This window comes from Pseudomonas sp. HMSC057H01, assembly GCF_001836405.1.
Lineage (GTDB): Bacteria > Pseudomonadota > Gammaproteobacteria > Pseudomonadales > Pseudomonadaceae > Pseudomonas > Pseudomonas aeruginosa.
Window position 1 is genome coordinate 82,217 of the sequence record NZ_KV828521.1, and the last position, 23,266, is coordinate 105,482.

At 68.6% G+C, this 23,266-nt stretch carries 22 protein-coding genes and 1 pseudogene; 12 read left to right on the forward strand and 11 right to left on the reverse strand.

Features of this window, described 5'->3' with window-relative positions:
* Window positions 1-109, forward strand: a pseudogene (locus HMPREF2581_RS33095) (NADH oxidase); the annotation flags it as partial.
* A gap of 25 nt (window positions 110-134) precedes the next feature.
* The gene (locus tag HMPREF2581_RS29300; RefSeq protein ID WP_003113313.1) at window positions 135-896 is read left to right on the forward strand and encodes a 1,6-dihydroxycyclohexa-2,4-diene-1-carboxylate dehydrogenase; all 762 of its coding nucleotides are present in this window, start codon (window positions 135-137) and stop codon (window positions 894-896) included.
* 5 nt (window positions 897-901) lie between these two features.
* Here the strand turns inward: HMPREF2581_RS29300 and antC are convergent, their stop codons facing one another.
* Genes antC through antA form a run of 3 tightly spaced genes read right to left on the reverse strand, consistent with a single transcriptional unit; the run spans window position 902 to window position 3,825 of the window.
* Window positions 902-1,924: an anthranilate 1,2-dioxygenase electron transfer component AntC gene (antC, locus tag HMPREF2581_RS29305; protein ID WP_003089878.1), complete on the reverse strand. Its 1,023-nt coding sequence runs from the start codon at window positions 1,922-1,924 to the stop codon at window positions 902-904.
* 18 nt (window positions 1,925-1,942) lie between these two features.
* A complete protein-coding gene (antB, locus tag HMPREF2581_RS29310) occupies window positions 1,943-2,434 on the reverse strand; it encodes an anthranilate 1,2-dioxygenase small subunit (protein ID WP_003131295.1) in 492 nt (163 codons plus the stop codon).
* On the reverse strand, window positions 2,431-3,825 hold the full coding sequence (gene antA, locus HMPREF2581_RS29315; protein ID WP_003139109.1) for an anthranilate 1,2-dioxygenase large subunit: 1,395 nt from the start codon (window positions 3,823-3,825) through the stop codon (window positions 2,431-2,433). Before antA ends, antB begins: the two co-directional genes overlap by 4 nt.
* Before the next feature lie 316 nt (window positions 3,826-4,141).
* Here antA and HMPREF2581_RS29320 point away from each other — a divergent pair, with 316 nt between their 5' ends.
* Window positions 4,142-5,143: an AraC family transcriptional regulator gene (locus HMPREF2581_RS29320; protein ID WP_003089872.1), complete on the forward strand. Its 1,002-nt coding sequence runs from the start codon at window positions 4,142-4,144 to the stop codon at window positions 5,141-5,143.
* An 8-nt stretch (window positions 5,144-5,151) separates the two neighbouring features.
* Here HMPREF2581_RS29320 and HMPREF2581_RS29325 read toward each other — a convergent pair whose 3' ends face one another.
* Window positions 5,152-6,024 (reverse strand): LysR family transcriptional regulator, encoded by an 873-nt coding sequence (locus tag HMPREF2581_RS29325; RefSeq protein WP_003089870.1) that lies wholly within the window; start codon window positions 6,022-6,024, stop codon window positions 5,152-5,154.
* A 161-nt stretch (window positions 6,025-6,185) separates the two neighbouring features.
* Here HMPREF2581_RS29325 and HMPREF2581_RS29330 point away from each other — a divergent pair, with 161 nt between their 5' ends.
* The 3 genes from HMPREF2581_RS29330 to catA are packed head-to-tail and all read left to right on the forward strand — an operon-like array spanning window position 6,186 to window position 8,606.
* Window positions 6,186-7,307, forward strand: a complete 1,122-nt coding sequence (locus tag HMPREF2581_RS29330; protein WP_003139111.1) for a muconate cycloisomerase family protein — start codon at window positions 6,186-6,188, stop codon at window positions 7,305-7,307.
* Window positions 7,308-7,338: 31 nt separating this feature from the next.
* Window positions 7,339-7,629 (forward strand): muconolactone Delta-isomerase, encoded by a 291-nt coding sequence (catC, locus tag HMPREF2581_RS29335; RefSeq protein WP_003089864.1) that lies wholly within the window; start codon window positions 7,339-7,341, stop codon window positions 7,627-7,629.
* Between the two features lie 44 nt (window positions 7,630-7,673).
* Window positions 7,674-8,606, forward strand: coding sequence for a catechol 1,2-dioxygenase (catA, locus tag HMPREF2581_RS29340; RefSeq protein WP_003139114.1), 933 nt, complete (start codon window positions 7,674-7,676; stop codon window positions 8,604-8,606).
* A gap of 157 nt (window positions 8,607-8,763) precedes the next feature.
* Here catA and HMPREF2581_RS29345 read toward each other — a convergent pair whose 3' ends face one another.
* The gene (locus tag HMPREF2581_RS29345) at window positions 8,764-8,982 is read right to left on the reverse strand and encodes a hypothetical protein (RefSeq protein ID WP_003089862.1); all 219 of its coding nucleotides are present in this window, start codon (window positions 8,980-8,982) and stop codon (window positions 8,764-8,766) included.
* 362 nt (window positions 8,983-9,344) lie between these two features.
* Between HMPREF2581_RS29345 and HMPREF2581_RS29350 the strand changes: the two genes are divergently transcribed.
* Entirely contained in the window at window positions 9,345-10,691 is a 1,347-nt protein-coding gene (locus HMPREF2581_RS29350) for an OprD family porin (RefSeq protein ID WP_003139115.1), read from the forward strand.
* Window positions 10,692-10,942: 251 nt separating this feature from the next.
* Window positions 10,943-11,560 carry an immunity protein Imm33 domain-containing protein gene (locus HMPREF2581_RS29355; RefSeq protein ID WP_003089860.1) on the forward strand — a complete coding sequence of 206 codons (618 nt, stop codon included), beginning with the start codon at window positions 10,943-10,945 and terminating at the stop codon, window positions 11,558-11,560.
* Between the two features lie 3 nt (window positions 11,561-11,563).
* On the opposite strand, the gene HMPREF2581_RS29360 is transcribed toward HMPREF2581_RS29355, so the two are convergent.
* Window positions 11,564-12,817, reverse strand: coding sequence for an SMI1/KNR4 family protein (locus HMPREF2581_RS29360; protein ID WP_003139117.1), 1,254 nt, complete (start codon window positions 12,815-12,817; stop codon window positions 11,564-11,566).
* A gap of 117 nt (window positions 12,818-12,934) precedes the next feature.
* Here HMPREF2581_RS29360 and HMPREF2581_RS29365 point away from each other — a divergent pair, with 117 nt between their 5' ends.
* Together HMPREF2581_RS29365 and HMPREF2581_RS29370 are read left to right on the forward strand one after the other, a co-directional pair.
* Window positions 12,935-14,275: a leucine-rich repeat-containing protein kinase family protein gene (locus tag HMPREF2581_RS29365; protein WP_016254201.1), complete on the forward strand. Its 1,341-nt coding sequence runs from the start codon at window positions 12,935-12,937 to the stop codon at window positions 14,273-14,275.
* A 103-nt stretch (window positions 14,276-14,378) separates the two neighbouring features.
* Window positions 14,379-14,546: a hypothetical protein gene (locus HMPREF2581_RS29370; protein WP_003089849.1), complete on the forward strand. Its 168-nt coding sequence runs from the start codon at window positions 14,379-14,381 to the stop codon at window positions 14,544-14,546.
* Between the two features lie 43 nt (window positions 14,547-14,589).
* On the opposite strand, the gene HMPREF2581_RS29375 is transcribed toward HMPREF2581_RS29370, so the two are convergent.
* From HMPREF2581_RS29375 to HMPREF2581_RS29385, 3 genes are read right to left on the reverse strand one after another with little or no spacing between them, the layout of a single operon-like run.
* Window positions 14,590-15,816, reverse strand: coding sequence for a CynX/NimT family MFS transporter (locus HMPREF2581_RS29375; protein ID WP_003139119.1), 1,227 nt, complete (start codon window positions 15,814-15,816; stop codon window positions 14,590-14,592).
* Window positions 15,813-16,268 carry a nucleoside deaminase gene (locus tag HMPREF2581_RS29380; RefSeq protein WP_003139120.1) on the reverse strand — a complete coding sequence of 152 codons (456 nt, stop codon included), beginning with the start codon at window positions 16,266-16,268 and terminating at the stop codon, window positions 15,813-15,815. Before HMPREF2581_RS29380 ends, HMPREF2581_RS29375 begins: the two co-directional genes overlap by 4 nt.
* A 17-nt stretch (window positions 16,269-16,285) precedes the next feature.
* Window positions 16,286-16,918 (reverse strand): ankyrin repeat domain-containing protein, encoded by a 633-nt coding sequence (locus HMPREF2581_RS29385; protein WP_003109549.1) that lies wholly within the window; start codon window positions 16,916-16,918, stop codon window positions 16,286-16,288.
* A 127-nt stretch (window positions 16,919-17,045) separates the two neighbouring features.
* Between HMPREF2581_RS29385 and HMPREF2581_RS29390 the strand changes: the two genes are divergently transcribed.
* On the forward strand, window positions 17,046-17,924 hold the full coding sequence (locus HMPREF2581_RS29390) for a LysR substrate-binding domain-containing protein (RefSeq protein ID WP_003089840.1): 879 nt from the start codon (window positions 17,046-17,048) through the stop codon (window positions 17,922-17,924).
* 58 nt (window positions 17,925-17,982) lie between these two features.
* On the forward strand, window positions 17,983-18,498 hold the full coding sequence (locus HMPREF2581_RS29395; protein WP_003139121.1) for a DinB family protein: 516 nt from the start codon (window positions 17,983-17,985) through the stop codon (window positions 18,496-18,498).
* Window positions 18,499-18,656: 158 nt separating this feature from the next.
* On the opposite strand, the gene oprN is transcribed toward HMPREF2581_RS29395, so the two are convergent.
* Together oprN and mexF are read right to left on the reverse strand one after the other, a co-directional pair.
* Window positions 18,657-20,075: a multidrug efflux RND transporter outer membrane subunit OprN gene (gene oprN, locus HMPREF2581_RS29400; RefSeq protein WP_003089836.1), complete on the reverse strand. Its 1,419-nt coding sequence runs from the start codon at window positions 20,073-20,075 to the stop codon at window positions 18,657-18,659.
* A complete protein-coding gene (gene mexF, locus HMPREF2581_RS29405; RefSeq protein WP_003089834.1) occupies window positions 20,072-23,260 on the reverse strand; it encodes a multidrug efflux RND transporter permease subunit MexF in 3,189 nt (1,062 codons plus the stop codon). Before mexF ends, oprN begins: the two co-directional genes overlap by 4 nt.
* Window positions 23,261-23,266: the final 6 nt, after the last annotated feature.

Consider the following 23,266-nt stretch of genomic DNA (forward strand, 5'->3'; position numbering starts at 1 on the left):
CCTGTGCGGGCCGCCGCCGATGGTCGAGGCGGTCGAGCGCTACCTGCGCGAGCAGGGCGTGCGCCCGGCGAATTTCTACTACGAAAAGTTCGCCGCCAGCGCGGCCTGAACCCGAGCGAGCCAAGGAGATTCCCATGAACGACAGATTCCGCGACAAGGTCGCCCTGGTCAGCGGCGCCGCCCAGGGCATCGGCCTGGGCGTGGCCCGGCGCCTGCTGGAGGAAGGCGCGCGGGTGGTGGCGGTGGACCGCTCCGAGCTGGTCCACGAATTGGCCGGCGACGCCTGCCTGTGCCTGACCGCCGACCTGGAGCGCTATGCCGAATGCCAGCGGGTACTGGAGCGGACCCTGGAGCGTTTCGGCCGGCTGGACATCCTGGTCAACAACGTCGGCGGCACCCTCTGGGCGAAGCCCTACCAGCACTACGCCGAGGACGAGATCGAGGCCGAGCTGCGGCGTTCGCTGCTGCCCACCTTGTGGTGTTGCCGCGCGGCGCTGCCGGCGATGCTGGGGCAGGGTAGCGGGGCGATCGTCAACGTCTCGTCGGTTGCCACCCGCGGGGTCAACCGGGTGCCCTATGGCGCCGCCAAGGGCGGGGTGAACGCGCTGACCGCCTGCCTGGCGTTCGAGACCGCCGACCAGGGCATCCGCGTCAACGCGGTGGCGCCGGGCGGCACCGACGCGCCGCCGCGAAGGATTCCGCGCAACGCCGCGGCGCAGAGCGAGGAGGAGCGGCGCTGGTATCGACAGATCGTCGAGCAGACCCTCGACAGCAGCCTGATGAAGCGCTACGGCAGCATCGACGAGCAGGTCGCGGCGATCCTTTTCCTCGCCTCCGACGAGGCGTCCTACATCACCGGCGTGACCCTGCCGGTAGCTGGCGGCGACCTCGGCTGAGCGCATCAGTCGCCGCTTTCGGTGAACTTCTCCAGGTACAGCCGCAGATGCTCCAGGGAGCGCCCGCGCAGCCACTGGCGGACCGCCTCGACCATCGGCGGCGGCCCGCACAGGTAGAGGTCGAAAGCTTCGTCGCGCAGGCGGGCGGCGTCGAAATGCTCGTGCAGGTAGCCGCGCCGGCCGTCCCAGTCGGCGTCCGCCTCGCTGAGCACCGGGACGAAGCGGAAGCCGGGAAGCCGCTCGGCGTAGCCGGCGATCCGCTGCAATTCGCAGAGATCGGCGGCGCGGCGTACCCCGTAGTAGAGATGCACCGGCCGCTCGCAGCCGCGCTCGGCCAGTTCGTCGAGCATGCCGAGGAACGCCGACAGGCCGGTGCCGCCGGCCACCAGCAGCAACGGGCGCTCCACCTGACGCAGGTAGAAGGTGCCCAGCGGCGCCTCGAAGCGGATCTCGTCGCCGACCCGGCACCCTTGGCGCAGGTAGTCGCTCATGGCGCCGCCCGGGAGCAGGCGGATGAGGAACTGCAGGTGGTTCTGCGGATTCGGCCGGTTGGCGAAGGAGTAGGCGCGCCGGCAGTCGCTGCCGGGTACTTGCAGGCGCGCGTACTGGCCGGGCAGGAAGTCCAACTGGCGGCCCGCGGCGCCGGCGTCGAGGCGGAGCAGCGCTGTGTCCTCGGAGAGCAGGCGCAGTTCGCGCACCACGCCGCTGTGCGCCTGGGCCGCGGCGGCGTGGCAGAGGGTCGAGGCGAAGTCGAAGTAGAAGGCCGCGTCGGAGCGCACCCGGGTCTGGCAGGCGAGCACCTTGCGCTGCTCCAGGTCGGCGGCGGAGAGGGTGTCCTCGTCGGCGTAGTCCAGGCTGTAGCTGCCCGCCTCGCAGCGGCCCATGCAGGTGCCGCAGACCCCTTCGCGGCAGTCCAGCGGCAGGTTGATGCCGTGGCGCAGGGCGGCGTCGAGGAGTAGGTCGTCGTGGCCGACGGGCAGGAACAGGGTCTTGCCGTCGGCGAAGCTGAGGGCGACTTTGTGATTCATCGTGACGGGGCCCGCCGTTCAGAGGTGGTAGAAGTCGAGGACCGAGTCGATCCGGTCGTTGAGCAGGACGATGTGCTTGCGCGCGATCAGCCAGGCCTCGCCATGGGGTTTCAGGCGGTAGGTGGCATGGCCGAAGAAGCTGCCGGTCTGGTCCAGGCGCTGGAACAGGGTCTGCCAGTTGACCCGCACTCGCAGCAGGCCTTCGCCTTCCTCGGCGATGCGCACGTTGCCGATCTGGTGCAGGGTGCGCGGCATCGGCACGGTGGACGCGGCCTTGCCGGTGCGGATACGGAACACCCGGTCTTCCAGGCCGGCACGGCTGGGGTAGTAGATCAGCGACATCTCGCGCTTCGGATCGCGGGTGTAGCGGTGCTCGGACTCCCACTGCGGCAGGTGGAACTCGCACTGTTCGTCGAACTGCGCGAGGTAGCCGTCCCAGTCCTGGGCATCGCAGAGTTCGGCGTGGCGGTAGAGGAACTGTTCGACGCGGTACTGCAGTCCGGCGTTCATGGGGTCACCTCCTTCGCGCGCAGGGCCAGGCGCTCCAGGCCGTCGAGGAGGAAGCGCCGCCAATGCGCGTGCTGGTTGACGTAGAGGCCTTCGTGGGTGATCTCGGTGCCGGTCAGCAGCGGCGCGATACCCAGCGCCTGGCTGTTCGGCGTCGCGCCTTCGAGCCACTTGCCGTGGCCGCGGGAGATGTCGCTCCAGCGCTCCAGGCGGGCCTGGAAGCCACGCTGGGCTTCGCGGAACTCCACCAGATCGTCGGGCGTGCCCATCCCGGAGACGTTGAAGAAGTCCTCGAACTGGCGGATCCGGTTCTCCCGGTCGGCGTCCGACTCGCCCTTGACGCCGATGCACTGGCTGACGATCTCGGTACGGTTCCAGGCCAGCGGGCGGACGATGCGCAGCTGCGAGCTGATCTGGTCGATGACGAACAGGCTGGGGTAGAGATTGAGGTTGCGCAGGCGATGCATCATCCACTCGGCGCGGGCCTGGCCGTATTCCGCCACCAGCCGCGGCATCACGCTGGCGTAGCCGGGGCGTACGGCGGGGTTGGGCATCTCGCTGAAGAGCACGCTGTGGCCGTTGGCGAAGGAGAACCAGCCGTCGTCGGTGGCCGCGTCGCCGGCGCCGAGCTTGCTGTAGTCGAGGGTGGCGGCCGCGCCGCCGCGCTCGGCCTCGACCTGCTGGCGGTGCTGCACGGTGGCTACGTAGTTGTAGTGCACGGTACTGACGTGATAGCCGTCCAGGCCATTCTCGTTCTGCAGCTTCCAGTTGCCTTCGTAGGTGTAGGTGGAGGTGCCGGGCAGCACTTCCAGCTCGCCGCTGGGAGACTGCGCCACCAGCATGTCGAGGAACACCCGGGCGTCGCCGAGGAAGTCCACCAGGTCGTCCTCGCCGGCGACGTCCAGGCTGACGAAGACGAAGCCCCTGTAGCTCTGGATGCGCGCTTTCTTCAGGCCGCGGGTGGCCTTGTCGAAGCCTTCCGGGTATTCGCCCGGCGCCTTGACCTTCACCAGCCGGCCGTCGTTCTTGTAGCACCAGGCATGGAACGGACAGGTGAAGGTCGACTGGTTGCCCTTGCCGACCCGCACCAGGGTCGCGCCGCGATGCTGGCAGGCGTTGACCAGCGCGTGCAACTGGCCGTTGCCGTCGCGGGTGACGATCAGCGGCTGGCGTCCGGCGCGCAGGGTGACGAAGTCGTGGGGCCTGGCCAGTTCGCTTTCGTGGCAGGCGTAGATCCAGTTCTTTTCGAAGATCAGCTCCATCTCCAGGTCGAACAGCTCCGGTTCGGTGAACATGTCCCGGGCGATGCGGAAGATGCCTTCCTCGGGACGGAAGTCGAGACAGCCGCCGACATAGTCGCGCCACTGTTCCAGGCTTCTGCGGGTAGCGTTCATGCGTTCTCACCCTTGTGCGTTGTCGTTATGGGTGAGCCATTCAACGGCCACGAGCGGGGGCGGGCTATCCGCTTAGTCGACGATGCGCATCCCGAAAATGTGCGGCCGCCGAGGAGCGGCCGAGGGCCTCGCGGAGGGCTCGTTCCGGGTTCGAGCGGCGCTTGCGGCGGACGCTTTGTCCGGAAAGTCGGCGAACGCTATCCGGATAGTGGAGGATGCGGGGAGTCGGCCTTGCGCCGGCACATGCCTTGCATTTTGCTGAAAACAGAGCGCCAGCAGAGCGCACCCCCAGCCTTGCCGTGTCGAGTGCCGAACCATGATGAGGAGCCATCCCGTCGCCGATCGTGGCGATCTCCATGCCGACCACCTGGACCTGGCCGCCGCCCGTTCCTGGATGTCGAAGGTCTGCGGGCCGCACCGGCTCGAAGCGGCGAGCCCGGGACTGGTGCAGTTCCAGCACCACGGCAACGTGCTGAAGTCGATGTGCACCACCCTCGGCTACATCGGCTACGGCACCGACGTCACCATCACCGTCGAGGATGCCGCGGCGTTCAACGCCTACAGCCTGAGCCTGCCGCTCAGCGGCGAGCAGGAGCTGTGCCGGGGCGGGCTGCGCCTGCTCTCCGACGTCCGCCGCGGGGTGATCATCGCGCCCAACGAGCGCCAGGAGCTGAGCATCGCCGGGGACTGCCGCAAGTTGCAGGTGGTGATCGGCCGCACGGCGATGCGCAAGGTCCTGGAGGAGATGTTGCAGCGGCCGATCGATACGCCCTTGCGCTTCGATCCGGAGATGGATGCCCTGGACGGCGCCTCCGCGTCCTGGTGGCGCACCGTGCGGCACATCAGCGAGGAGATGGCGCGCAGCGAACTCTACGCCCAGGCGTTTTTCAGCAGCGACCTGGAACGCGCGCTGATCAAGGGACTGATCCTGGCCCAGCCGAACAACTACAGCGAGGCCCTGCAGCAGGGCCTTGGCGGGCGCCCGCCGCACTACCTGCTGCGCGCTCGCGAGTTTCTCCAGGCCAACGCCCGCGAGACCCTGAGCCTGGAGGACGTGGAACGCGCCGCCGGGGTCTCGCGGTTCAAGCTGTTCGAGGGCTTCCGTCGCTACTTCGGGGTGTCGCCGATGAGCTACCTGAAGCACTACCGGCTCGCCGCGGTGCGCGAGGAGATCCTCGCCAGCGGCGGCGCCCGCAGCATCTCGACGATTGCCCTGGGCTGGGGCTTCAGCCACCTCGGACGCTTCTCCGTGGACTACCGCAAGCGCTTCGAGGAAACCCCGAGCATGACCCAGCGCCGCGCCGCGCGGCGCTCCTGAGAGGGCGTTCAGGCGTCCTCGCGGCCGATCAGCGCCAGGCAGCGCCGCAGGTGCGGGGAGCCGTCGCCCTGGCGCCGGCTGACGATGATCGGCGAGGTCAGGGAGGCGTCGGCCAGGGCCTGGTAGGCGACGTCGTCGCGGTGCTGCAACTGCACCGAGGCCGGCACCAGGGTCGCGCCGAGTCCGGCGGCGACCAGGCCGATGGCGGTCTGCATCTCGTTGGCCCATTGCGTCACGCGCAGGCTCAGGCCGTGGGTGGCGAACAGCGCCAGCACATGGTCGGCGTAGCTCGGCCGCGGCTGGCCGGGGTAGAGCACGAACGGCTCGCGCGACAGGCGCTCCAGGCTCAGCGGCTGGCCGAGCAACGGGTGCCCGGCGGGCAGGGCGGCGACCAGCGGCTCTTCGCTGAGCACGCTCTGGCGGATCGCCGGGTCGTCGATGCGGATGCGTCCGAAACCGATGTCGATGCGCCCGCTCTTCAGCGCCTCGACCTGTTGCAGGGTGGTCATCTCCAGCAGGCCCAGCTCCAGCTCCGGGTCGCCGCGCAGGTGGCGGATCAGCTCCGGCAGCACGCCATACAGCGCCGAGGGCACGAAGCCGATGCCGAACCACTGGCGCTGGCCCTGGCCGATCCGCCGGGTGCTGTCGCAGATGCTCTCCAGTTGGTCCAGGAGCGTCGCGCTCTGTTCGTGGAAGAAGCGCCCGGCTTCGGTCAGGCGCAGCGGCCGGCCGCGCTCCAGCAGGGCCACCCCGAGCATTTCCTCGAGTTGCTGGATCTGCCGGCTCAGCGGTGGCTGGGCGATGTGCAGTTGCTCGGCGGCGCGGGTGAAGTTGAGGGTCCGGGCCAGCGCCTGGAAGTAGCGCAGGTGACGAAGCTCCATGATACCTCCAGGGTATGGTTCGAGAGGAAGATGATATTGGACCCCAGTGAAGAAGGCGATGGATGCTTGGCCGAAACGACGGCGAAACCTGCTCGGTATCGAGCGAGCCTTGAGCGGCGAACCGTCGAAAACCCGACCGCAACCCTGGTGGACCCCCGAGAATGAGCCAAGCCGTGATCCAAAGCCTCGAGTCGATCATCGTCGACCTGCCGACCATCCGCCCGCACAAGCTGGCCATGCACACCATGAACCGGCAGACCCTGGTGATCCTCCGCCTGCGTTGCAGCGACGGCATCGAGGGCCTCGGCGAAGCCACCACCATCGGTGGCCTGGCCTACGGCAGCGAGAGCCCGGAGAGCATCAAGAGCAATCTCGACGCGCATTTCGCCCCGTTGCTGCTGGGCCAGCCGGCGGACAACGTGAATGCCGCGATGCAGCGCCTGGACCGGCACATCAGGGGCAACACCTTCGCCCGCTCGGCGGTCGAGACCGCCTTGCTCGACGCCCATGGCAAGCGCCTCGGCCTGGCCGTCAGCGAACTGCTCGGCGGCCGCCTGCACGACAGCCTGGAGGTGGCCTGGACCCTGGCCAGCGGCGACACCGGCCGCGACATCGAGGAAGCCGAGCGGATGCTCGACCTGCGCCGCCACCGGCACTTCAAGCTGAAGATCGGCGCCGGTGAGGTGGATGCCGACGTGGCCCACGCGATCGCCATCAAGCGCGCCCTTGGCGAGCGCGCCAGCGTGCGGGTGGACGTCAACCAGGCCTGGGACGAAGGCGTTGCCCAGCGTGCCTGCGCGACGCTCGGCGACAACGGCATCGCCCTGATCGAACAGCCCATCGCCCGCCACAACCGCATCGGCCTGGCGCGCCTGAGCAGCCGCGGCGGCGCGCCGATCATGGCCGACGAGGCCATCGAGAGCGTCGAGGATGCCTTCCACCTGGCTCGCGAGGGCGCCGCCCCGGTGTTCGCCCTGAAGATCGCCAAGAACGGCGGACCGCGCGCGGTGCTGCGTAGCGCGGCGATCGCCGAGGCGGCCGGGATCGGCCTGTACGGCGGGACCATGCTCGAGGGCGGCATCGGCACCCTGGCCGCCGCCCACGCCTTCGTCACCCTCGACCGCCTGGCCTGGCACAGCGAACTGTTCGGCCCGTTGTTGCTGACCGAGGACATCCTCCTCGAGTCGCCGCGCTACCAGGATTTCCACTTGCACGTGCCGCGTGCGCCGGGTCTCGGCCTGGCGCTCGACGAGGAGCGCCTGGCGCGCTTCCGCCGGCGCTGAAGCCATTCCGCAGACAGAGGAGAAACGACCGATGCTGTTCCACGTGAAGATGACCGTGAAGTTGCCCGTCGACATGGACCCGCAGCAGGCCGAGCGGCTCAAGGCCGAGGAGAAGGAAATGGCCCAGCGCCTCCAGCGCGAGGGCAGCTGGCGGCACCTCTGGCGGATCGCCGGGCACTACGCCAACTACAGCCTGTTCGACCTGCCCAGCGTCGAGGCGCTGCACGACACCCTGACCCGGCTGCCGCTGTTTCCCTACATGGACATCGAGATCGACGGGCTTTGCCGGCATCCCTCGTCGATCCATGCCGACGACCGCTGAGATTCCCTTCCCACGCCCGACAACAACAAGCAGAGGCAAACGCCATGACCGTGAAGATTTCCCAGACTGCCGACGTCCAGCGCTTCTTCGAAGAGGCCAGCGGCCAGCTCAACGAACGCGGCGATCCGCGCACCAAGGCCCTGGTGCGGCGCGTCCTCGACGACACGGCGAAGCTGATCGAAGAGATGCAGGTCACGCCCGACGAATTCTGGAAAGCGGTGGACTACCTGAACCGCCTGGGCAGCCGCCAGGAAGCCGGCCTGCTGGCCGCCGGGCTGGGCCTGGAGCATTACCTGGACCTGCTGCTCGACGCCCAGGACGCCGAGGCCGGCCTCACCGGCGGCACGCCGCGCACCATCGAAGGGCCGCTGTACGTCGCCGGCGCGCCGCTAAGCGACGGCGAGGCACGGATGGACGACGGCCGCGACCCCGGCACCGTGATGTTCCTCCAGGGCCGCGTCAGCGGTCCCGACGGCCAGCCGCTGGCCGGAGCCATCGTCGACGTCTGGCACGCCAATACCCAAGGCACCTATTCCTACTTCGACAGCAGTCAGTCCGAATACAACCTGCGCCGGCGCATCCGCACCGACGCCGACGGCCGCTACCGTGCGCGCAGCATCGTGCCCTCCGGCTACGGTTGCCCGAGCGACGGCCCGACCCAGGAACTGCTCGACCGCCTCGGCCGCCACGGCCAGCGGCCGGCGCACATCCACTTCTTCGTCTCGGCGCCCGGCCATCGCCACCTGACCACCCAGATCAACCTGGCGGGCGACCGCTACCTGTGGGACGACTTCGCCTACGCCACCCGCGATGGGCTGATCGGCGACCTGCGCTTCAACGACGATCCCGCCGCGGCCCGCGACCGCGGCGTGGAGGGCGGACGCTTCGCCGAACTGGATTTCGACTTCCAGCTCCAGGCCAGCCCGGCGCCCGCCGCCGAGCGCCGCAGCCAGCGGCCGCGGGCATTGCAGGAGTAAGGTGGGAAACGGGGAGGGCGGCTGGTCGCTGGCGACCATGCCGCCTTCTTCCGCCAGGCGCGACGGCGGATAAAAAAAGGCGCCATGACTGGCGCCTCAGGACTTGTCCAAAGGAGCAACCCAAAAAGGACAAGTGTATTGCTCGGTGAAAGGCTGCTCAGCCGTTGCCGTTCTTGCGCTCGGCGCATTTGCTGCGGTCGGTCTTCTGCGCTTGCGCTTCCAGTTGTTGCTTCTGCAGGCGCTTTTCGCGCAGTTCTTTCTGCGCGGCGCGGAATTCGGCGTTGTACTGCCAGGAGCGTTCGCTGCCGTCCTGGGCCTGGGCAGTGGCGGCGCCGGTCGCCAGCAGGGCGGCCAGCAGCATCGGGATGATCTTCATGGCAAACCTCTCGGGTTGGCTCGTCGCCGGGGCGAGGTATTCGTCCCGTTTGAGCAAAGAGTAAGAGCGGACGGATTACCCGAGGGTGAGTGGAAAATTACGTTTCCGATAACTTCGGCGATGCTCCGTTGCATGGCGGAGGAGTCTGCGCGAAGCGCATTAAGTGCGAGTTAAGATTGCGGAAAAGTAATCCCCGCCTCATGTCTGCGTCATTTCCCCGGTTCCAGAATCAGCCCCACGGTCAATGCCGGTTGCGGCAGGACTGCGCGGGGGCGCGATCGACCAGAAGTTCACGCACAGCCAGCGTCGCAAGGCATGGCCGCAGAAGAAAAACAGACATGAACCGATCTGGAGCAATCGCCATGCAAGGGGATGGAAAGAAACGACTGTGGACGCTTCCACTGCTGCTGGGCGCTGGAGTGATGGCCTCGGCCGTCGCCGAGGAGAACGCCGAGCGGAGCAAGGAAGGTTTCATCGAGGGCAGCGAGGTCAACCTGCTGCTGCGCAACTTCTACTTCAACCGCGACTTCCGCAAGGGCCAATCGAGCCCGGCGGGCGGCGGCTACACCGAGGAATGGGTGCAGGGCTTCATGGCCAACTTCTCCTCGGGCTTCACCCAGGGCACGCTGGGCGTCGGCATCGACGCCTTCGCCCAGCTCGGCGTGCGCCTGGACAGCGGCGGCGGGCGTTCCGGCGCCGGCGGTAGCGTCGACCTGCTGCCCTATGACGACCAGGGGCGGCCGCAGGACGACTATTCGCGAGCCGGCGGCGCGGTCAAGCTGCGCTGGTACGGCACCGTGCTGCGGGTCGGCGACGTGTTCCCGGAAACCCCGGTGATCCAGTACGGCAACAGCCGGCTGTTCCCCTCCAGCTTCCGCGGCTTTACCCTGGTCAACGACAGCCTGGCGAAGGGCCTGACCCTGCAGGCCGGCAAGCTGAACTCGATGACCCAGCCGAACAGCACCAGCGGCAGCGACGACTTCTACAGCTTCTACACCGGCCGGCGCATCGACTCGCCGTGGGTCGCCTACGCCGGCGGCGACTACCAGGCCACCGAGCACTGGAGCGTCAGCCTCTACGGCAGCCGCCAGAAGGACGCCTGGGACCAGTACTACGCCGGCACCAGCTTCAACTATCCGCTGGACGACAAGCTGTCCCTGCTCGGCGGCGCCAACTACTACAAGGTCAAGGACCAGGGCAGGCAGGTGATGGGCGAACTCGACAACGACATCTGGAGCGTGCGCGGCGGCTTCGCCTACGGCCCGCACCAGGTGCTGCTGTCGTACCAGCGCAACAACGGCGACGACGACTTCGACTACCTGCGCCAGACCGACTCCATCTACCTGGACAACTCGATCCAGTACAGCGACTTCAACTCGCCCAAGGAACGCTCGCTGATGCTCCGCTACGACCTCGACATGGCCGCCTTCGGCGTGCCGGGGCTGAGCTTCATGACCCGCTATGGCAAGGGCTGGGACGCCGATTATTCGAATGCCAACAGCGTCTACATGCGCACCGACGCCAACGGCAACCCGCTGACCAACCAGGGCCGCTGGGAACGCGACGTGGAGGTCAAGTACGTGGTGCAGGGCGGCGCGGCCAAGGACCTGGCGTTCCGCGTGCGCCAGGCCACGGTGCGCTCCGACAGCTTCGAGTCGGACCTCGACGAAGTCCGCCTGATCGTCGAATACCCGCTGCAAATCCTCTGAAGGCGCGCCGCCGCCCCATCCGGGGCGGCGCTCTGCGACAGCCCGTTGCTGGCGGCTGCGCGGCGGCGCTGCTACTTTCCTCTGGGTAGGCGGGCCGAAGGGCGGTTCCTGGCCGGGCATGGCTTCGACCTGCCGGTGGGCGCCGCGACCCGAACCTCGGCCACGCCATTCCACCCATGCCGCCCGGGCACCGGCGTGCCCGTGGCAGCCCAGGCTACGGGCGCCGCGTAGCCAGCCAAGCGGGAGTCGACATGGCCTCGTGGACCTTGGTGGACGCCAGCGCGATCGCTGTCCGCCATCCCTACACCTTCTACAAACCGGACGCGGAGACCATCGACCGGGTCGCCGCCGGGGAAAGCGTCAAGCTGATCTTCGCCTTCGATACCGACAACCCCGATGCGCCGCGCGCCGAGCGGCTCTGGGTGACGGTCGAGGGCATCGAGGCGGATGGCGCCTTCAGCGGCCGCCTGGACAACTATCCGCAATACATCCGCGACCTGTCGCTGGGCGAGCGCATCGTCTTCGAGGCGCGGCACATCATCAACACCGAGCACGACCCGCGGGAAACGCCGATCTCGCGCTATGCCCGGCGCTGCTTCGTGACGCGCCGGGTGATAGACGAGGGGAAGGCGGTCGGCTACCTCTACCGCGAGGCGCCGGAAGAGGAAAACGACAGCGGCTGGCGGCTGATGGCCGGCGACGAGTCGGACGACTACATGAATACCGCCGGGACCACCGCCTACGTCAGCCTGGGCTCGGTGCTGAACGCCGACGACAGCATCCTGCCGCTGCTCGACGCGCCGCCGGGACGGGCGTTCGAGCGGCTGGCCGACGGTTCCTTCATAGAGGTGCAGGGACCGGAGGGTTGAGCCTCAGCCAGGCAGCTCGGCGAGGAAGCGCTCCAGGCGCTCGGCCAGGGCCAGGTAGTCGTCGGGACTGCGGTTGCTGCCCATCTTTCCCGACCTGACCCGCCTGGCGTCGCTGCGCTCGCGCTCGGCGCGGCTGGCGAGGGCCAGGCGCAGGGCGCTGGCCCGCGCCGGCGACTCCTCCAGCAGCGGTCGTGCCATGATCCGCGCGGCGTCGGCGTCGCCGTATTGCAGGGCGAGGAGCACCGTATTCGGGTCGGAGATCGCGCCGAGCCGCAACAGGCGTTCGGCCAGGAGCGCATCGAGGTGCGCGGCGCCAATCTGCAGGCTGTCCTGGTGCACCGCGACGCCCTGGTCGAGCAGCCATCTGGCGGCCTCCAGGCGCCCGCGGGCGAGGCAGGCCTCCAGCACGCCGCCGCGTCCGCGCAAGGTTTCGGCGAAGTCGCAGCCGGCATCGCGCAGGCGTTGCAGCAGGTCGATGTCGCCGTCTTGCGCAGCTTCGGCCAGGGCCAGTTGACGCAGCCTTGGCTCGGCGGCCAGGCTGCCGTCGGCGAGGGCCGGCCGCCAGTCGAGGATGCGCTGGCGCAGCAGGACTTCCAGGCGGCCCTTCAGCGCCTTGCCGGGCTCCCCGGCGGCCTCCAGGGCGTCCAGCGCTTCCAGCAGCTCGTCGGCCACGCCGCAGGCGTTCTCGGCGTCGAACGGGTCCTGTTCGAAGGACAGCAGGCGGAACAGCCCGCCGACGTCGTCGGCCAGGCGCGTCAGCGAATCCTGGTGCAGGCGTCCGGCCCAGGCCGGCGGCAGGCCGTGGCTCCAGGCGATTACCGCGCCATACTCGGGGCCGGGTTCGACGCAGACGTAGAGCCGCTCCAGGTACTCGAAGCCACCGAACGGCAGGTAGGCCAGCTTGCCGTTCCAGTCGCGGCCTTCTTCTGCCGCGGCTTCCGCCGCCAGCTCGCGCTCGTGTTCGATCCAGCCCCAGAGGTCGTGGTAGCCGTCGCTGTCCGGATAGAACAGTTCGCTGAAAGAGAACGGGTGGCGGTGGCCGTCGTAGTCGACTTCCAGGTCATAGCCGAGGCGCCCGCCGAAACAGGTGCGCCAGAGGCGTAGCAGGTCTTCTGGAATCGGTCCGGCCAGGCCTTCGGCAAGACGCTGGACGTGTTCGGCGGACACCGGCGGTTGGGCGTCGTATACCACGCAGCCGTCGAACACGGCCAGGCGATGGGCCAGCAGGAGTTGGCGTTCGGCGGGGGAGAGTTCCATTCTCTGTGGTCCTGTCGATTCGGGGCGGCCACTCTAGCACGGCGAGGGTGCGCGTTCCGCAACGCCTTGGCTATCATGCGCGGCTTTCCATCCGCCCTGGCCGGAGTCCGTCGAACCATGCACACCTTGCAGCAACTGCGCAGCGGCGAACTGGCCGGCGCCACGCGCCTGGACCTGTCCTGCGGCCTGCGCGAGTTCCCCCGGGAAATCTTCGAACTGGCCGACTCCCTGGAGGTGCTCAACCTCAGCGGCAACGCCCTGGACAGCCTGCCGGACGACCTCGGCCGGCTGCATCGTCTCAAGGTGCTGTTCTGTTCCGCCAACGACTTCGCCGAATTGCCGGCGGCGGTGGGCGACTGTCCGGCGCTGAGCATGGTCGGCTTCAAGTCCAACCGCATCGAGCGGGTGCCGGCCGCGGCCCTGCCGCCGGCGTTGCGCTGGCTGATCCTCACCGACAACCGGATTGCCACGCTGCCCGAGGAACTGGGTCGCCGGCCGTTGCAGAAGCTGATGCTGGCCGGCAACCGCCTGGAGGCCTTGCCCGAGAGCATGGCCGCTTGCGAAGGCCTGGAACTGCTGCGGATCGCCGCCAACCGTTTCCAGCGCCTGCCGGCCTGGCTGGCGACGCTGCCGCGCCTGGCCTGGCTGGCTTACGCCGGCAACCCGTTGTGCCGCCTGCCGGCGCTGGCCGACAGCGGCATCGCCGCGCTGGACTGGAGCGAGCTGAGCCTGGAAGGGCTGATCGGCGAAGGAGCCTCCGGGGTCATCCATCGCGCCGGCTGGCGCCAGCCGGACGGCTCGACGCGCACGGTGGCGCTGAAGCTGTTCAAGGGCGAAGTGACCAGCGATGGCACCCCTGCCAGCGAGATGGCCGCCTGCCTGGCGGCGGGGCGCCATGCGCAATTGATCGAGGTGCTCGGCCGGCTCGCCGGGCATCCGCAAGGGCGCGACGGGCTGGTGCTGGAGCTGCTCGACGGCGCCTATCGCAACCTGGCGGGGCCGCCGAGCCTGGAGTCCTGTACCCGCGACGTCTATCCGTCGGGACTGCGCTTCGAGCTGGCCACGGCGCTGCGCCTGGCGGCCTCGCTCGCCGGGTTGATGGACCATCTGCATGGACGCGGCATCAGCCATGGCGACTTCTATGCGCATAACATCCTCTGGCGCGAGGAGGGTGCCTGCCTGCTCGGCGATTTCGGCGCCGCGTCCTTCCTCCCGGACGACGCCGTGCTCGCCGGCGCCCTGCGGCGCCTGGAAGTGCGTGCCTTCGCCTGCCTACTGGAGGAGTTGCTCGAGCGCAGTGAGGCGCCGCCGGGGCAGGCCTCGCTACGTGCGGCGCTGGTCGAGTTGCAGCGACGTTGCGCGCTGCCACGGGTGAGCGAGCGGCCGGACTTCGGCGAGATCCAGGCGATCTTGCGCGACCTTGCCGCTCGCAGCCAGGCGTTTCCTCAAGTTCGATGAATTTGCCCGAGATTGACCGCAGGCTGATAAATATCAACGCAGTTCTAGCGGGCTTGGAGCTAGACTGACAAGTATGTCAGGAACGCGGCCAACGAGGGTAAACATGGATTCCTACGGCGTCACTTTCGCAATCATCGTGCTGGGCATGCTCTTCATCGGCACGGGTTTCACCAAGCGCGACACGCCGTTCGGCCTGTTCCTCATGTGGGTCGGGGTGATCTGCATGCTGGCCATCATCAGCTACCGCATCTATATCGCCACCCATTACTGAAGCGCCACCCGCGCCCGCAATGGCGGGCGCGGAGGTCCGCCGCTCAGTCGCGCGTATCGCCCATGGCCCGGGCATAGCCGGACGGGGCGAAGCGCAGGGTCACCAGCAACATCGCCACCACGCTCGCCGCGAGCAGCAGCCAGGAGGCCTGGAAGCTGCCGGTGGCGTCGCGCAGCCAGCCGGTCAGGTAGGGCACGATGCCGGTGATGATGAAGCCGATGCCTTGCACGAAGGCCGCCAGGCTTCCCGCCGCACGCGGCTCGTGGAGGTGGTCGAGGGTCAGGGTCAGGCTGAGGGCGAAGCAGGCGCCCAGGCCGTAGCCGATCAACGCCACCCACAGCGCCGCGTGCTGCAGCGGCATCAGCAGCAGGCCGCAGAAGCCGCCGAGCTGGACCAGCAGCGCGGCCAGCAGCCAGGGCCGGCGGTCGAGGCGGCGGCGAATCAGCAGCGGCACGCTGAGCGCGGCGAGCACCTGGAAGATGGTCATGATCCCGACCAGCCCGCCGCTGTCCTGGGCGCTCCAGCCGAGCTGGCGGTAGTACACCGGCAACCAGGCCACCATGCTGGTGTAGCCGCCGTTGATCAACCCGAAATACACCGCCAGCAGCCAGCCACGGCGATTGCCGAAGAAGTGCCGGACCGGCCCCTCGCCAGCGCTCGGCAGCACCTCCCTTGGCCGCGCGAACATCCACAGCAGCAGCGCCAGCAGGGCCGGTACGGCCCAGGCGCCGAGGCCGGCCTGCCAGTTGGAGAAGTGTTCGGCGATCCGCGGGCTGAGCACCGCCGCGGTTCCGCCGCCGGCCATCAGCGAGGCCGAGTAGAGGCCCATCGCCGCCGGGACCCGCCTCGGGAACCAGCGCTTGACCACGCCCGGTACCAGCGCCTGGATGATCGCCACGCCGCTGCCGGCCAGCGCGGCACTGGCGATCAGCGCCAGCCCGCTATCCAGTTCCAGGCGCCAGAGGCAGGCCGCGGCGATGGCCAGCAGTCCGCAGACGATGCCGCGGTGCTCGGCCAGCCAGCGCCCGAGCCAGGGCAGGAACAGCGCCACCAGGCCCATGCAGAGCACCGGCAACACCGTCAGCAGCGACGCGCCCTGGAAGCCGAGACCGGTGCCGGCGGTGATTTCCTCGAGCAGCGGGCCGATGCCGGTGAGGATCGGTCGCAGGTTGATGCCAAGGCAGAAGATTACCAGCAGGCCGACCCAACTGACCTCCGCCGCGCCGACGCCGGTGGCGGCCTGGCCGCCGGAAGGGATTCGCGCGCTCATGCCTGGCCTTGCCGCCATTGCCGGTACAGACCCTCTTCGCCGGCAGGACGCAGGGCGCGTAGCGGCAGGCTCTGCCGCTGTGGCGGGCGCGCCATCTCGGCGTAGAGCGTGGCCGTGGACAGGCCGAACGCTTCGCCGTCCTCGTTGGAATAGGCGAACCAGGCCGCCTGGATGCCGCAGAGATGCATGGCGGCCAGGCACATCGGGCAGGGATGGCCGCTGGCGTAGATCACGCAACCGTCCAGGTGCGGGCTGCCGAGCGCCTGGCTGGCCTGGCGGATCGCCTGCAGCTCGGCGTGGGCGCTGGGGTCGTGGGTCTCGTGGATCTGGTTGACGCCGCGGGCCAGGACCCGCCCGTCGCGCACCAGCACGGCGCCGAACGGGCGGCCGCCGGCCTCGACGTTGGCGCGGGCGAGGGCGATGGCCTCGCGCATGAAGGTTTCATCGGACATGTCTTTCTCCTTCGCTTTCATTGGGCGCCGGCGGCCAGCAGCAGCCGCTCGATCCCGCCCTGGCCGCGCTGGCGGGCGTGGGCCAGCGGGCTGACGCCGTCGGCATCGGCCAGGTTGACGTCGGCGCCGGCGTCGATCAGCAGGCGCACGATCTCCTGGTGGCGCGGACCGCCGTCACTCAGCAGGATCGCCTCGAGCAGCCCGGTCCAGCCGAGCTTGTTGACATGGTTGGGATCGACCCCGGCTTGCAGCAGCGTCTTCACCACTTCCACATGGCCGCGTTCGCAGGCCGGGATCAGCGCGGTGCCGCCATAGCGGTTGGTACTCTTCAGGTCGGCGCCGTGGAGCAGGGTCAGGCGCAGGATTTCCAGGCGGCCCTCGGCGCCGGCCAGCAGATACGGGCTGTCGAGCCGGCTGTTCTGCCGGTTGACGTCGGCGCCGGCCTCGATCAACTGGCGCGCCACCGCCAGGTGGTCGTTGGCGGTGGCCAGCAGCAGCGGGGTGCTACCGTCGGCGCTGGGCGCGTCGACCTCGACCTTGCGTTCGAGCAGGCTGGCGACCTGCGCGGTATCGCCGCGACGCGCGGCTTCGAGCAATGCTCCGGCGTCGCTCGCGCCGGCGCCTCCGCTGAATGCTGCGCAGACCAGCATGGCTCCGCTCCTGCATAGATTGGCCAGGGACATGTCGATGGGCTCCGATAGGCGTTGGCGAAAAGTATGGCGTCGATGTCATGTATGCTGAAATTAAATGATGTAATGCCTTTCAGTGGGAGTGTGCATGCTCGATCTGGTCCTGCTCCGTACCTTCGTCAGCGTTGTCGACACCGGCAACTTCACCCGCGCCGGCGAACACCTGCACCTGACCCAGTCCACCGTCAGCCAGCAGGTCATCCGCCTCGAACAGAACCTCGGTTGCCGCCTGCTCGACCGCAGCCAGCGGCAGGTCTTGCCGACCGAGGAAGGCGAGCGCCTGCTTGGCTACGCGCGGCGCCTGCTGCGGCTCTCGGACGAGGCCAGCGAGGCCCTCAGCCCGGCCCATGGCGACGGCGTGCTGCGCCTCGGCGTGCCGGAAGACCTCGCCGGCGAAGTGCTGATGCCGGTGCTGACGCGCTTCACCGAAGAGCGTCCGCGACTGCGCCTGGAGGTCGAGAGCGGTCTCAGCCATCACCTGCTGCGCCTCTATCGCAGCGGCGAGCTGGACCTGCTGCTGGTCAAGCAGTGGGGGGCCGACAGCGACTGCCATGCGCGCTGGGCCGAGCCGCTGGGCTGGTTCGGCAGCGCCGCGCGGCCGTTCGGCGAGGGTTCGCCGGAGGAGCCGGTGCCGCTGGTGGTGTTCCCGGTCGGCGCGCTGTATCGCCAGGAGATGATCCATGCCCTGGAGAGCATCGGGCGTCGCTGGCGCATCGGCTATTCCAGCGCCAGCCTGGCCAGCCTGGTGGCCGCGGTCGGCGCCGGACTGGGGGTCAGCCTGCTGCCGCTGGGCTGCGTCGGGCCCGAGCATCGCCTGCTTGGCGCGCAGGCCGGCTTCCCGCCCATCGCTGGCCTGGAGCTGGCGCTCTACGCGCGGCCCGAGCTGGACAGCGCCGGGCGCACCCTCCGCGACCGCCTGCGCGACCTCTGCGATGCACGCCTGGAAGGGTTGCAGGGCGAGCGCTGAGCACTGTCTCCGGGCTATGATCCGGCTCCCTCAGCGAATGGACACGGAAGCCCGCCACATGTCCCGACCCAACCTGCAAGTCGACCTGCTGGTCGAGTCCTTCAACTACAAGGCCTGGTCCGACCGCCGCACCCTCGATGCCATCGCCCGGATCGACGCCGAGGCGTTCCCGGCCTCGCTGGCCTTCGCCTTGCAACAGCTCAATCACATGGCGATCGTCGAGGAACTGTTCAGGGCGCGCCTGCTGGGCGAGCCGGCGCCCCACCAACAGACCAACAGCGAGGTGGTGCCTGGCTACGACGTCCTGCGTCGCCGGCTGGAGGATTCGGCCGCCTGGTTCGCCGGCTATGTCGCCGAGCTGCCGCTGGAGCGTCGCGGCGAATGGCTGCGCTTCCGCTTCGCCGATGGCCGCGACGGCGGCATGACGCGCCAGGAGATCCTCTTCCATATCGTCAACCATGGCACCTACCATCGCGGCGCCATCGGTCATGCCCTCGACCTGGCGGGCGCGCCCCGGCCGGCGGATACCTACACCCTGTATATCCACTCCGCGCAGCCGGAGCGGCGGGAATAGCCCGCGGCAATGGCCGCCGAGCCTCTACGCCATCGCCGAGAAACGACGTGGGGCTCGACCGAGCGTCCGCCCCGCGCTGCGCATAAAAAAGCCCCGCGACCAGGAGCTGCAATCGCGGGGCTGGAGTGGCCGATTTCCATCGGCCGGGGATAGCCGGTTCAGGCGCTGGGTTGCCAGCCACCGCCGAGGGAGCGGTAGATCGCCACGATGCCGCGGTACAGCTCGACCTCGGCCTGGGCCTGGGCATCTTCGGCGGAGAGTTGCTCGCGTTCGGCGTCCAGCAGCACCAGGAAATCGGTGGTGCCTTCGCGGTAGCGGATCGCCGCCTGTTGCGCGGCGGCGCGGCTGGCTTCCGACTGGCGGACCAGCGAGACCAGGCGCTCCTGGCGCTTGCCATAGTCGCTGAAGGCATTCGCCGATTCTTCCAGGGCCAGCAGCACCTGCTGTTCGTAGCTGGCCAGCGCGGCGTCGGCGTCGGCCTTGGCGCCGCGCAGGCGGGCACGCACGCTGCCGAGGTCGAAGGCGGCCCAACTGATGCTCGGGCCGACGCTCCAGGCGCGGGCGGCGCTTGAGCCGATCTGCGAGCCCCGCCCGGCGGTGAAGCCGAGGAAGCCGCTGAGGCTGACCCGCGGGAACAGGTCGGCGGTGGCCACGCCGACGTCGGCGGTGCTGGCGGCCAGGCGCCGTTCGGCGGCGCGGATGTCCGGTCGGCGGCGCAGCAGCTCGCCGGGATCGCCGATCGGCAGGGCCTTGGTGATCGCCGGCAGGTCGCGCGGCGAAAGGTCCACTGTCAACTCTTCCGGCCGTTGGCCGAGGAGGGTGGCGATACGGTGCCTGGCGCGCTCGGCTTCCGCCTGCAGTTGCGGCACGCTGGCGGCGGTGGCCGCCAGGCGCGCATCGGCGCGCAGTACGTCGAGTTCGGCACCGACCCCGGCGTCGCGCAGTTGCTCGGTGAGCTGGCGCGACTCCTTCTGGTTCTCCAGGTTGCTCAGGGCAATCTTCTCGCGCAGTTGCGCGCCGCGCAGCTGGCCGTAGGCGTCCACCAGCTCGGCGATCAGGCTGACCTGCAGTTGCTGCAGGTCGGCCTCGGCCGCTTCGCTGAGGGCGTCGCTGGACTCCAGCTGACGGCGGATGCGCCCGAACAGATCAAGCTCCCAGGCGCTATCCAGGCCAAGGTCGTAGCGCTCGCTGTTGACCCGGTCCTCGGTCACTCCCGGTTGCTGGCCCTTGCCGATGTCGGCGCTGGCGCGGCTGGTGACCACCGGGAAGCGATCGTTGGCCACGTCGTCGCGCAGGGCGCGGGCGGCGCGCAGGCGGGCGAAGGCCACGCGCAGGTCGCGGTTGCCGCTCAGCGACTGTTCGACCAACTGGTTCAGGGTCGGATCGTCGAACTGTTTCCACCACAGGCTTTCGAAGCGGCTGCGGTCGTAGGGCTTGCTCGCCGTGGCGTCGATCTTCGCCGCCGCGGTGTCGGGGGTCCGGTAGTCCGGACCCACCGTGCAGGCGCTGAGCGCCAGCAGACTGAACAGACCCAGGGCGGGCGCGAGCCCGCTCCGGATCGACTGCGCGTGAATCATGCATGCACCTCTGGCAGGCCTTTGTCGTTGGCGGCGCGGCGCGCTTCGCGGTTCTCCACGAAGCGGCGGATGAGGACGTAGAACACCGGCGTCAGCAGCAGGCCGAAGAAGGTCACCCCGATCATCCCGGAGAACACCGCCACGCCCATCGCATGGCGCATCTCGGCGCCGGCGCCGGTGGAGATCACCAGCGGCACCACGCCCATGATGAAGGCGATGGACGTCATCAGGATCGGCCGCAGGCGCAGGCGGCAGGCTTCCAGCACCGCGGCGACGCGGTCCATGCCTTCCTCCTGCTTGTCCTTGGCGAACTCGACGATCAGGATCGCGTTCTTGCACGCCAGCCCCACCAGAACGATCAGGCCGATCTGGGTAAAGATGTTGTTGTCGCTGCCGGCCAGGATCACCCCGGTGATCGCCGACAGCAGGGTCATCGGCACGATCAGGATCACCGCCAGCGGCAGGCTCCAGCTCTCGTACTGGGCGGCCAGCACGAGGAAGGCCAGCAGCACGCAGAGCGGGAAGACGAACAGCGCGGTATTGCCGGCGAGGATCTGCTGGTAGGTCAGCTCGGTCCACTCGTAGGTCATGCCGTTGGGCAGTTCCTCCTTCAGCAGCTTCTCGATCGCCGCCTGCGCCTGGCCGGAGCTGTAGCCCGCGGCCGGGGCGCCGTTGAGTTCGGCGGTGATGAAGCCGTTGTAGTGCATCACACGGTCCGGACCGGAGGTGTCGCTGACCTTGATGAAGGACGCCAGCGGGACCATCTCGCCGAGGTTGTTGCGCACCTTCAACTGGCCGATCTGCTCGGGTTCGAGGCGGAACTGCTGCTCGGCCTGGACGTTGACCTGGTAGGTACGGCCGAAGCGGTTGAAGTCGTTCGCGTACAGCGAGCCGAGGTAGACCTGCAGGGTGTCGAAGATGTCGCTGATCGCCACGCCGTGGGTCTTGGCCTTCTCGCGGTCGATGTCGGCGTCGATCTGCGGCACGTTGACCTGGTAGCTGGAGAACACCGAGCTGGGTTCCAGCTCAGGCAGCGCACGGGCCTTGGTGATGATGTTCTGGGTCTGCTTGAACAGCTCCTCGTAGCCCTGGTTGCCACGGTCCTCGATCTGCAGGCGGAAGCCGCCGATGGTCCCCAGCCCCTGTACCGGCGGCGGTGGGAAGATCGCGATGTAGGCGTCCTGGATGTCGGCGTACTTGGCGTTCAGCGCGGCGGCGATGGCCCCGGCCGACTGGCTCGGGTCCTTGCGCTCGTCGAACGGCTTCAGCGGGGTGAACACGATGCCGCTGTTCGGGCTGTTGGTGAAGCCGTTGATCGACAGGCCGGGGAAGGCCACCGAGTCCGCCACGCCGGGCTGCGCCAGGGCGATCTCGGACATCTGCTTGATCACCGCCTCGGTACGGTCCAGGCTGGCCGCGTCGGGCAACTGGGCGAAGGCCACCAGGTACTGCTTGTCCTGCTGCGGGACGAAACCGGTCGGCGTGCTGGAGAAGCCGAAGTAGGTCAGCACCATCAGCCCGCCGTAGACCAGCAGGGCGATCGAGCTGCCGCGCAGGACCCGGTTCACCGTGCCGACGTAGCCATGGCTGGCGCGGTCGAAGAAACGGTTGAACGGACGGAACAGCCAACTGCCGAGGAGCTTGTCGAGGAACACCGAGAAGCGGTCCTTCGGCTCGTGGTGGCCCTTGAGCAGGACCGCCGCCAGCGCTGGCGACAGGGTCAGCGAGTTGAACGCCGAGATCACCGTGGAGATCGCGATGGTCAGGGCGAACTGGCGGTAGAACTGCCCGGTGAGGCCGGAGATGAACGCGGTCGGGATGAACACCGCGCAGAGCACCAGCGCCGTGGCGATGATCGGCCCGGTCACCTCGCGCATGGCACGCTTGGTGGCTTCCACCGGCTTGAGGCCGAGGCCGATGTTGCGCTCGACGTTCTCCACCACCACGATGGCGTCGTCCACCACGATGCCGATGGCCAGCACCAGGCCGAACAGCGACAGCGCGTTGAGCGAGAAGCCGAGCATGTGCATCACCGCGAAGGTGCCGATCAGCGACACCGGCACCGCGGCCAGCGGGATGATCGAGGCGCGCCAGGTCTGCAGGAACAGGATCACCACCAGCACCACCAGCACCAGGGCTTCGAACAGGGTGTGCACCACCGCCTCGATGGAGCCGCGGACGAAGATGGTCGGGTCGTAGACGATGGAGTAGTCCATGCCCTGCGGGAAGCTGTGCTTCAGCTCGGCCATCTTCTCCCGCACCAGGTTGGAGATTTCGATGGCGTTCGAGCCGGGACGCTGGAAGATCGGGATCGCCACCGCCGGCTTGTTGTTCAGCAGCGAACGCAGGGCGTACTGGTTGGAGCCCAGCTCGACCCGGGCGATGTCGCGCAGACGGGTGATCTCGCCGTTGGCGCCGGCGCGGATGATGATGTTCTCGAACTCTTCCTCGGTGACCAGGCGCCCCTGGGTGTTGATCGACAACTGGAAGCTGGTATCGCTCGGCGCCGGCGGCGCGCCCAGGGTGCCGGCGGCGACCTGGCGGTTCTGCTCGCGGATGGCGTTGACCACGTCGGTGGCGGTGAGGTTGCGCGAGGCGACCTTGTTCGGGTCCAGCCAGACGCGCAGCGAATAGTCGCCGAGGCCGAACAACTGGACGTCGCCGACGCCGTCGAGGCGGGCCAGTTCGTCCTTCACGTTGAGCACCGCGTAGTTCGACAGGTAGAGCATGTCGTAGCGGTTATCCGGCGAGGTCAGGTGCACGACCATGGTCAGGTCGGGCGAGGCCTTGTCGACGGTGATGCCGAGCCGGGTCACTTCTTCCGGGAGCTTCGGCTCGGTCCGGGTGACGCGGTTCTGCACCTGCACCTGGGCGTTGTCCAGGTCGGTGCCGAGGGCGAAGGTGATGGTCAGGGTCAGCTTGCCGTCGGAGGTCGACTGGGAGGACATGTAGAGCATGTTCTCCACCCCGGTGATCGCCTGTTCAAGGGGAGAGGCGACGGTCTCGCCGATGACTTTCGGGTTGGCGCCGGGGAAGTTGGCGCGGACCACGACGGTCGGCGGCACCACTTCCGGGTATTCGCTGATCGGTAGCTGGAACAGGGAGATGGCGCCGCCGATCAGGATCAGCAGCGACAGCACCGCGGCGAAGATCGGCCGCTGGATGAAGAATTGGGAGAAATTCATCGGTTC

What these genes read in the sequence shown, in the direction of transcription:
- HMPREF2581_RS29300 (WP_003113313.1), top strand. Translation starts at nt 135, where the DNA reads ATGAACGACAGATTCCGCGACAAGGTCGCCCTGGTCAGCGGCGCCGCC.
- antC (WP_003089878.1), bottom strand. Translation starts at nt 1,924, where the DNA reads ATGAATCACAAAGTCGCCCTCAGCTTCGCCGACGGCAAGACCCTGTTC.
- antB (WP_003131295.1), bottom strand. Translation starts at nt 2,434, where the DNA reads ATGAACGCCGGACTGCAGTACCGCGTCGAACAGTTCCTCTACCGCCAC.
- antA (WP_003139109.1), bottom strand. Translation starts at nt 3,825, where the DNA reads ATGAACGCTACCCGCAGAAGCCTGGAACAGTGGCGCGACTATGTCGGC.
- HMPREF2581_RS29320 (WP_003089872.1), top strand. Translation starts at nt 4,142, where the DNA reads ATGATGAGGAGCCATCCCGTCGCCGATCGTGGCGATCTCCATGCCGAC.
- HMPREF2581_RS29325 (WP_003089870.1), bottom strand. Translation starts at nt 6,024, where the DNA reads ATGGAGCTTCGTCACCTGCGCTACTTCCAGGCGCTGGCCCGGACCCTC.
- HMPREF2581_RS29330 (WP_003139111.1), top strand. Translation starts at nt 6,186, where the DNA reads ATGAGCCAAGCCGTGATCCAAAGCCTCGAGTCGATCATCGTCGACCTG.
- catC (WP_003089864.1), top strand. Translation starts at nt 7,339, where the DNA reads ATGCTGTTCCACGTGAAGATGACCGTGAAGTTGCCCGTCGACATGGAC.
- catA (WP_003139114.1), top strand. Translation starts at nt 7,674, where the DNA reads ATGACCGTGAAGATTTCCCAGACTGCCGACGTCCAGCGCTTCTTCGAA.
- HMPREF2581_RS29345 (WP_003089862.1), bottom strand. Translation starts at nt 8,982, where the DNA reads ATGAAGATCATCCCGATGCTGCTGGCCGCCCTGCTGGCGACCGGCGCC.
- HMPREF2581_RS29350 (WP_003139115.1), top strand. Translation starts at nt 9,345, where the DNA reads ATGCAAGGGGATGGAAAGAAACGACTGTGGACGCTTCCACTGCTGCTG.
- HMPREF2581_RS29355 (WP_003089860.1), top strand. Translation starts at nt 10,943, where the DNA reads ATGGCCTCGTGGACCTTGGTGGACGCCAGCGCGATCGCTGTCCGCCAT.
- HMPREF2581_RS29360 (WP_003139117.1), bottom strand. Translation starts at nt 12,817, where the DNA reads ATGGAACTCTCCCCCGCCGAACGCCAACTCCTGCTGGCCCATCGCCTG.
- HMPREF2581_RS29365 (WP_016254201.1), top strand. Translation starts at nt 12,935, where the DNA reads ATGCACACCTTGCAGCAACTGCGCAGCGGCGAACTGGCCGGCGCCACG.
- HMPREF2581_RS29370 (WP_003089849.1), top strand. Translation starts at nt 14,379, where the DNA reads ATGGATTCCTACGGCGTCACTTTCGCAATCATCGTGCTGGGCATGCTC.
- HMPREF2581_RS29375 (WP_003139119.1), bottom strand. Translation starts at nt 15,816, where the DNA reads ATGAGCGCGCGAATCCCTTCCGGCGGCCAGGCCGCCACCGGCGTCGGC.
- HMPREF2581_RS29380 (WP_003139120.1), bottom strand. Translation starts at nt 16,268, where the DNA reads ATGTCCGATGAAACCTTCATGCGCGAGGCCATCGCCCTCGCCCGCGCC.
- HMPREF2581_RS29385 (WP_003109549.1), bottom strand. Translation starts at nt 16,918, where the DNA reads ATGCTGGTCTGCGCAGCATTCAGCGGAGGCGCCGGCGCGAGCGACGCC.
- HMPREF2581_RS29390 (WP_003089840.1), top strand. Translation starts at nt 17,046, where the DNA reads ATGCTCGATCTGGTCCTGCTCCGTACCTTCGTCAGCGTTGTCGACACC.
- HMPREF2581_RS29395 (WP_003139121.1), top strand. Translation starts at nt 17,983, where the DNA reads ATGTCCCGACCCAACCTGCAAGTCGACCTGCTGGTCGAGTCCTTCAAC.
- oprN (WP_003089836.1), bottom strand. Translation starts at nt 20,075, where the DNA reads ATGATTCACGCGCAGTCGATCCGGAGCGGGCTCGCGCCCGCCCTGGGT.
- mexF (WP_003089834.1), bottom strand. Translation starts at nt 23,260, where the DNA reads ATGAATTTCTCCCAATTCTTCATCCAGCGGCCGATCTTCGCCGCGGTG.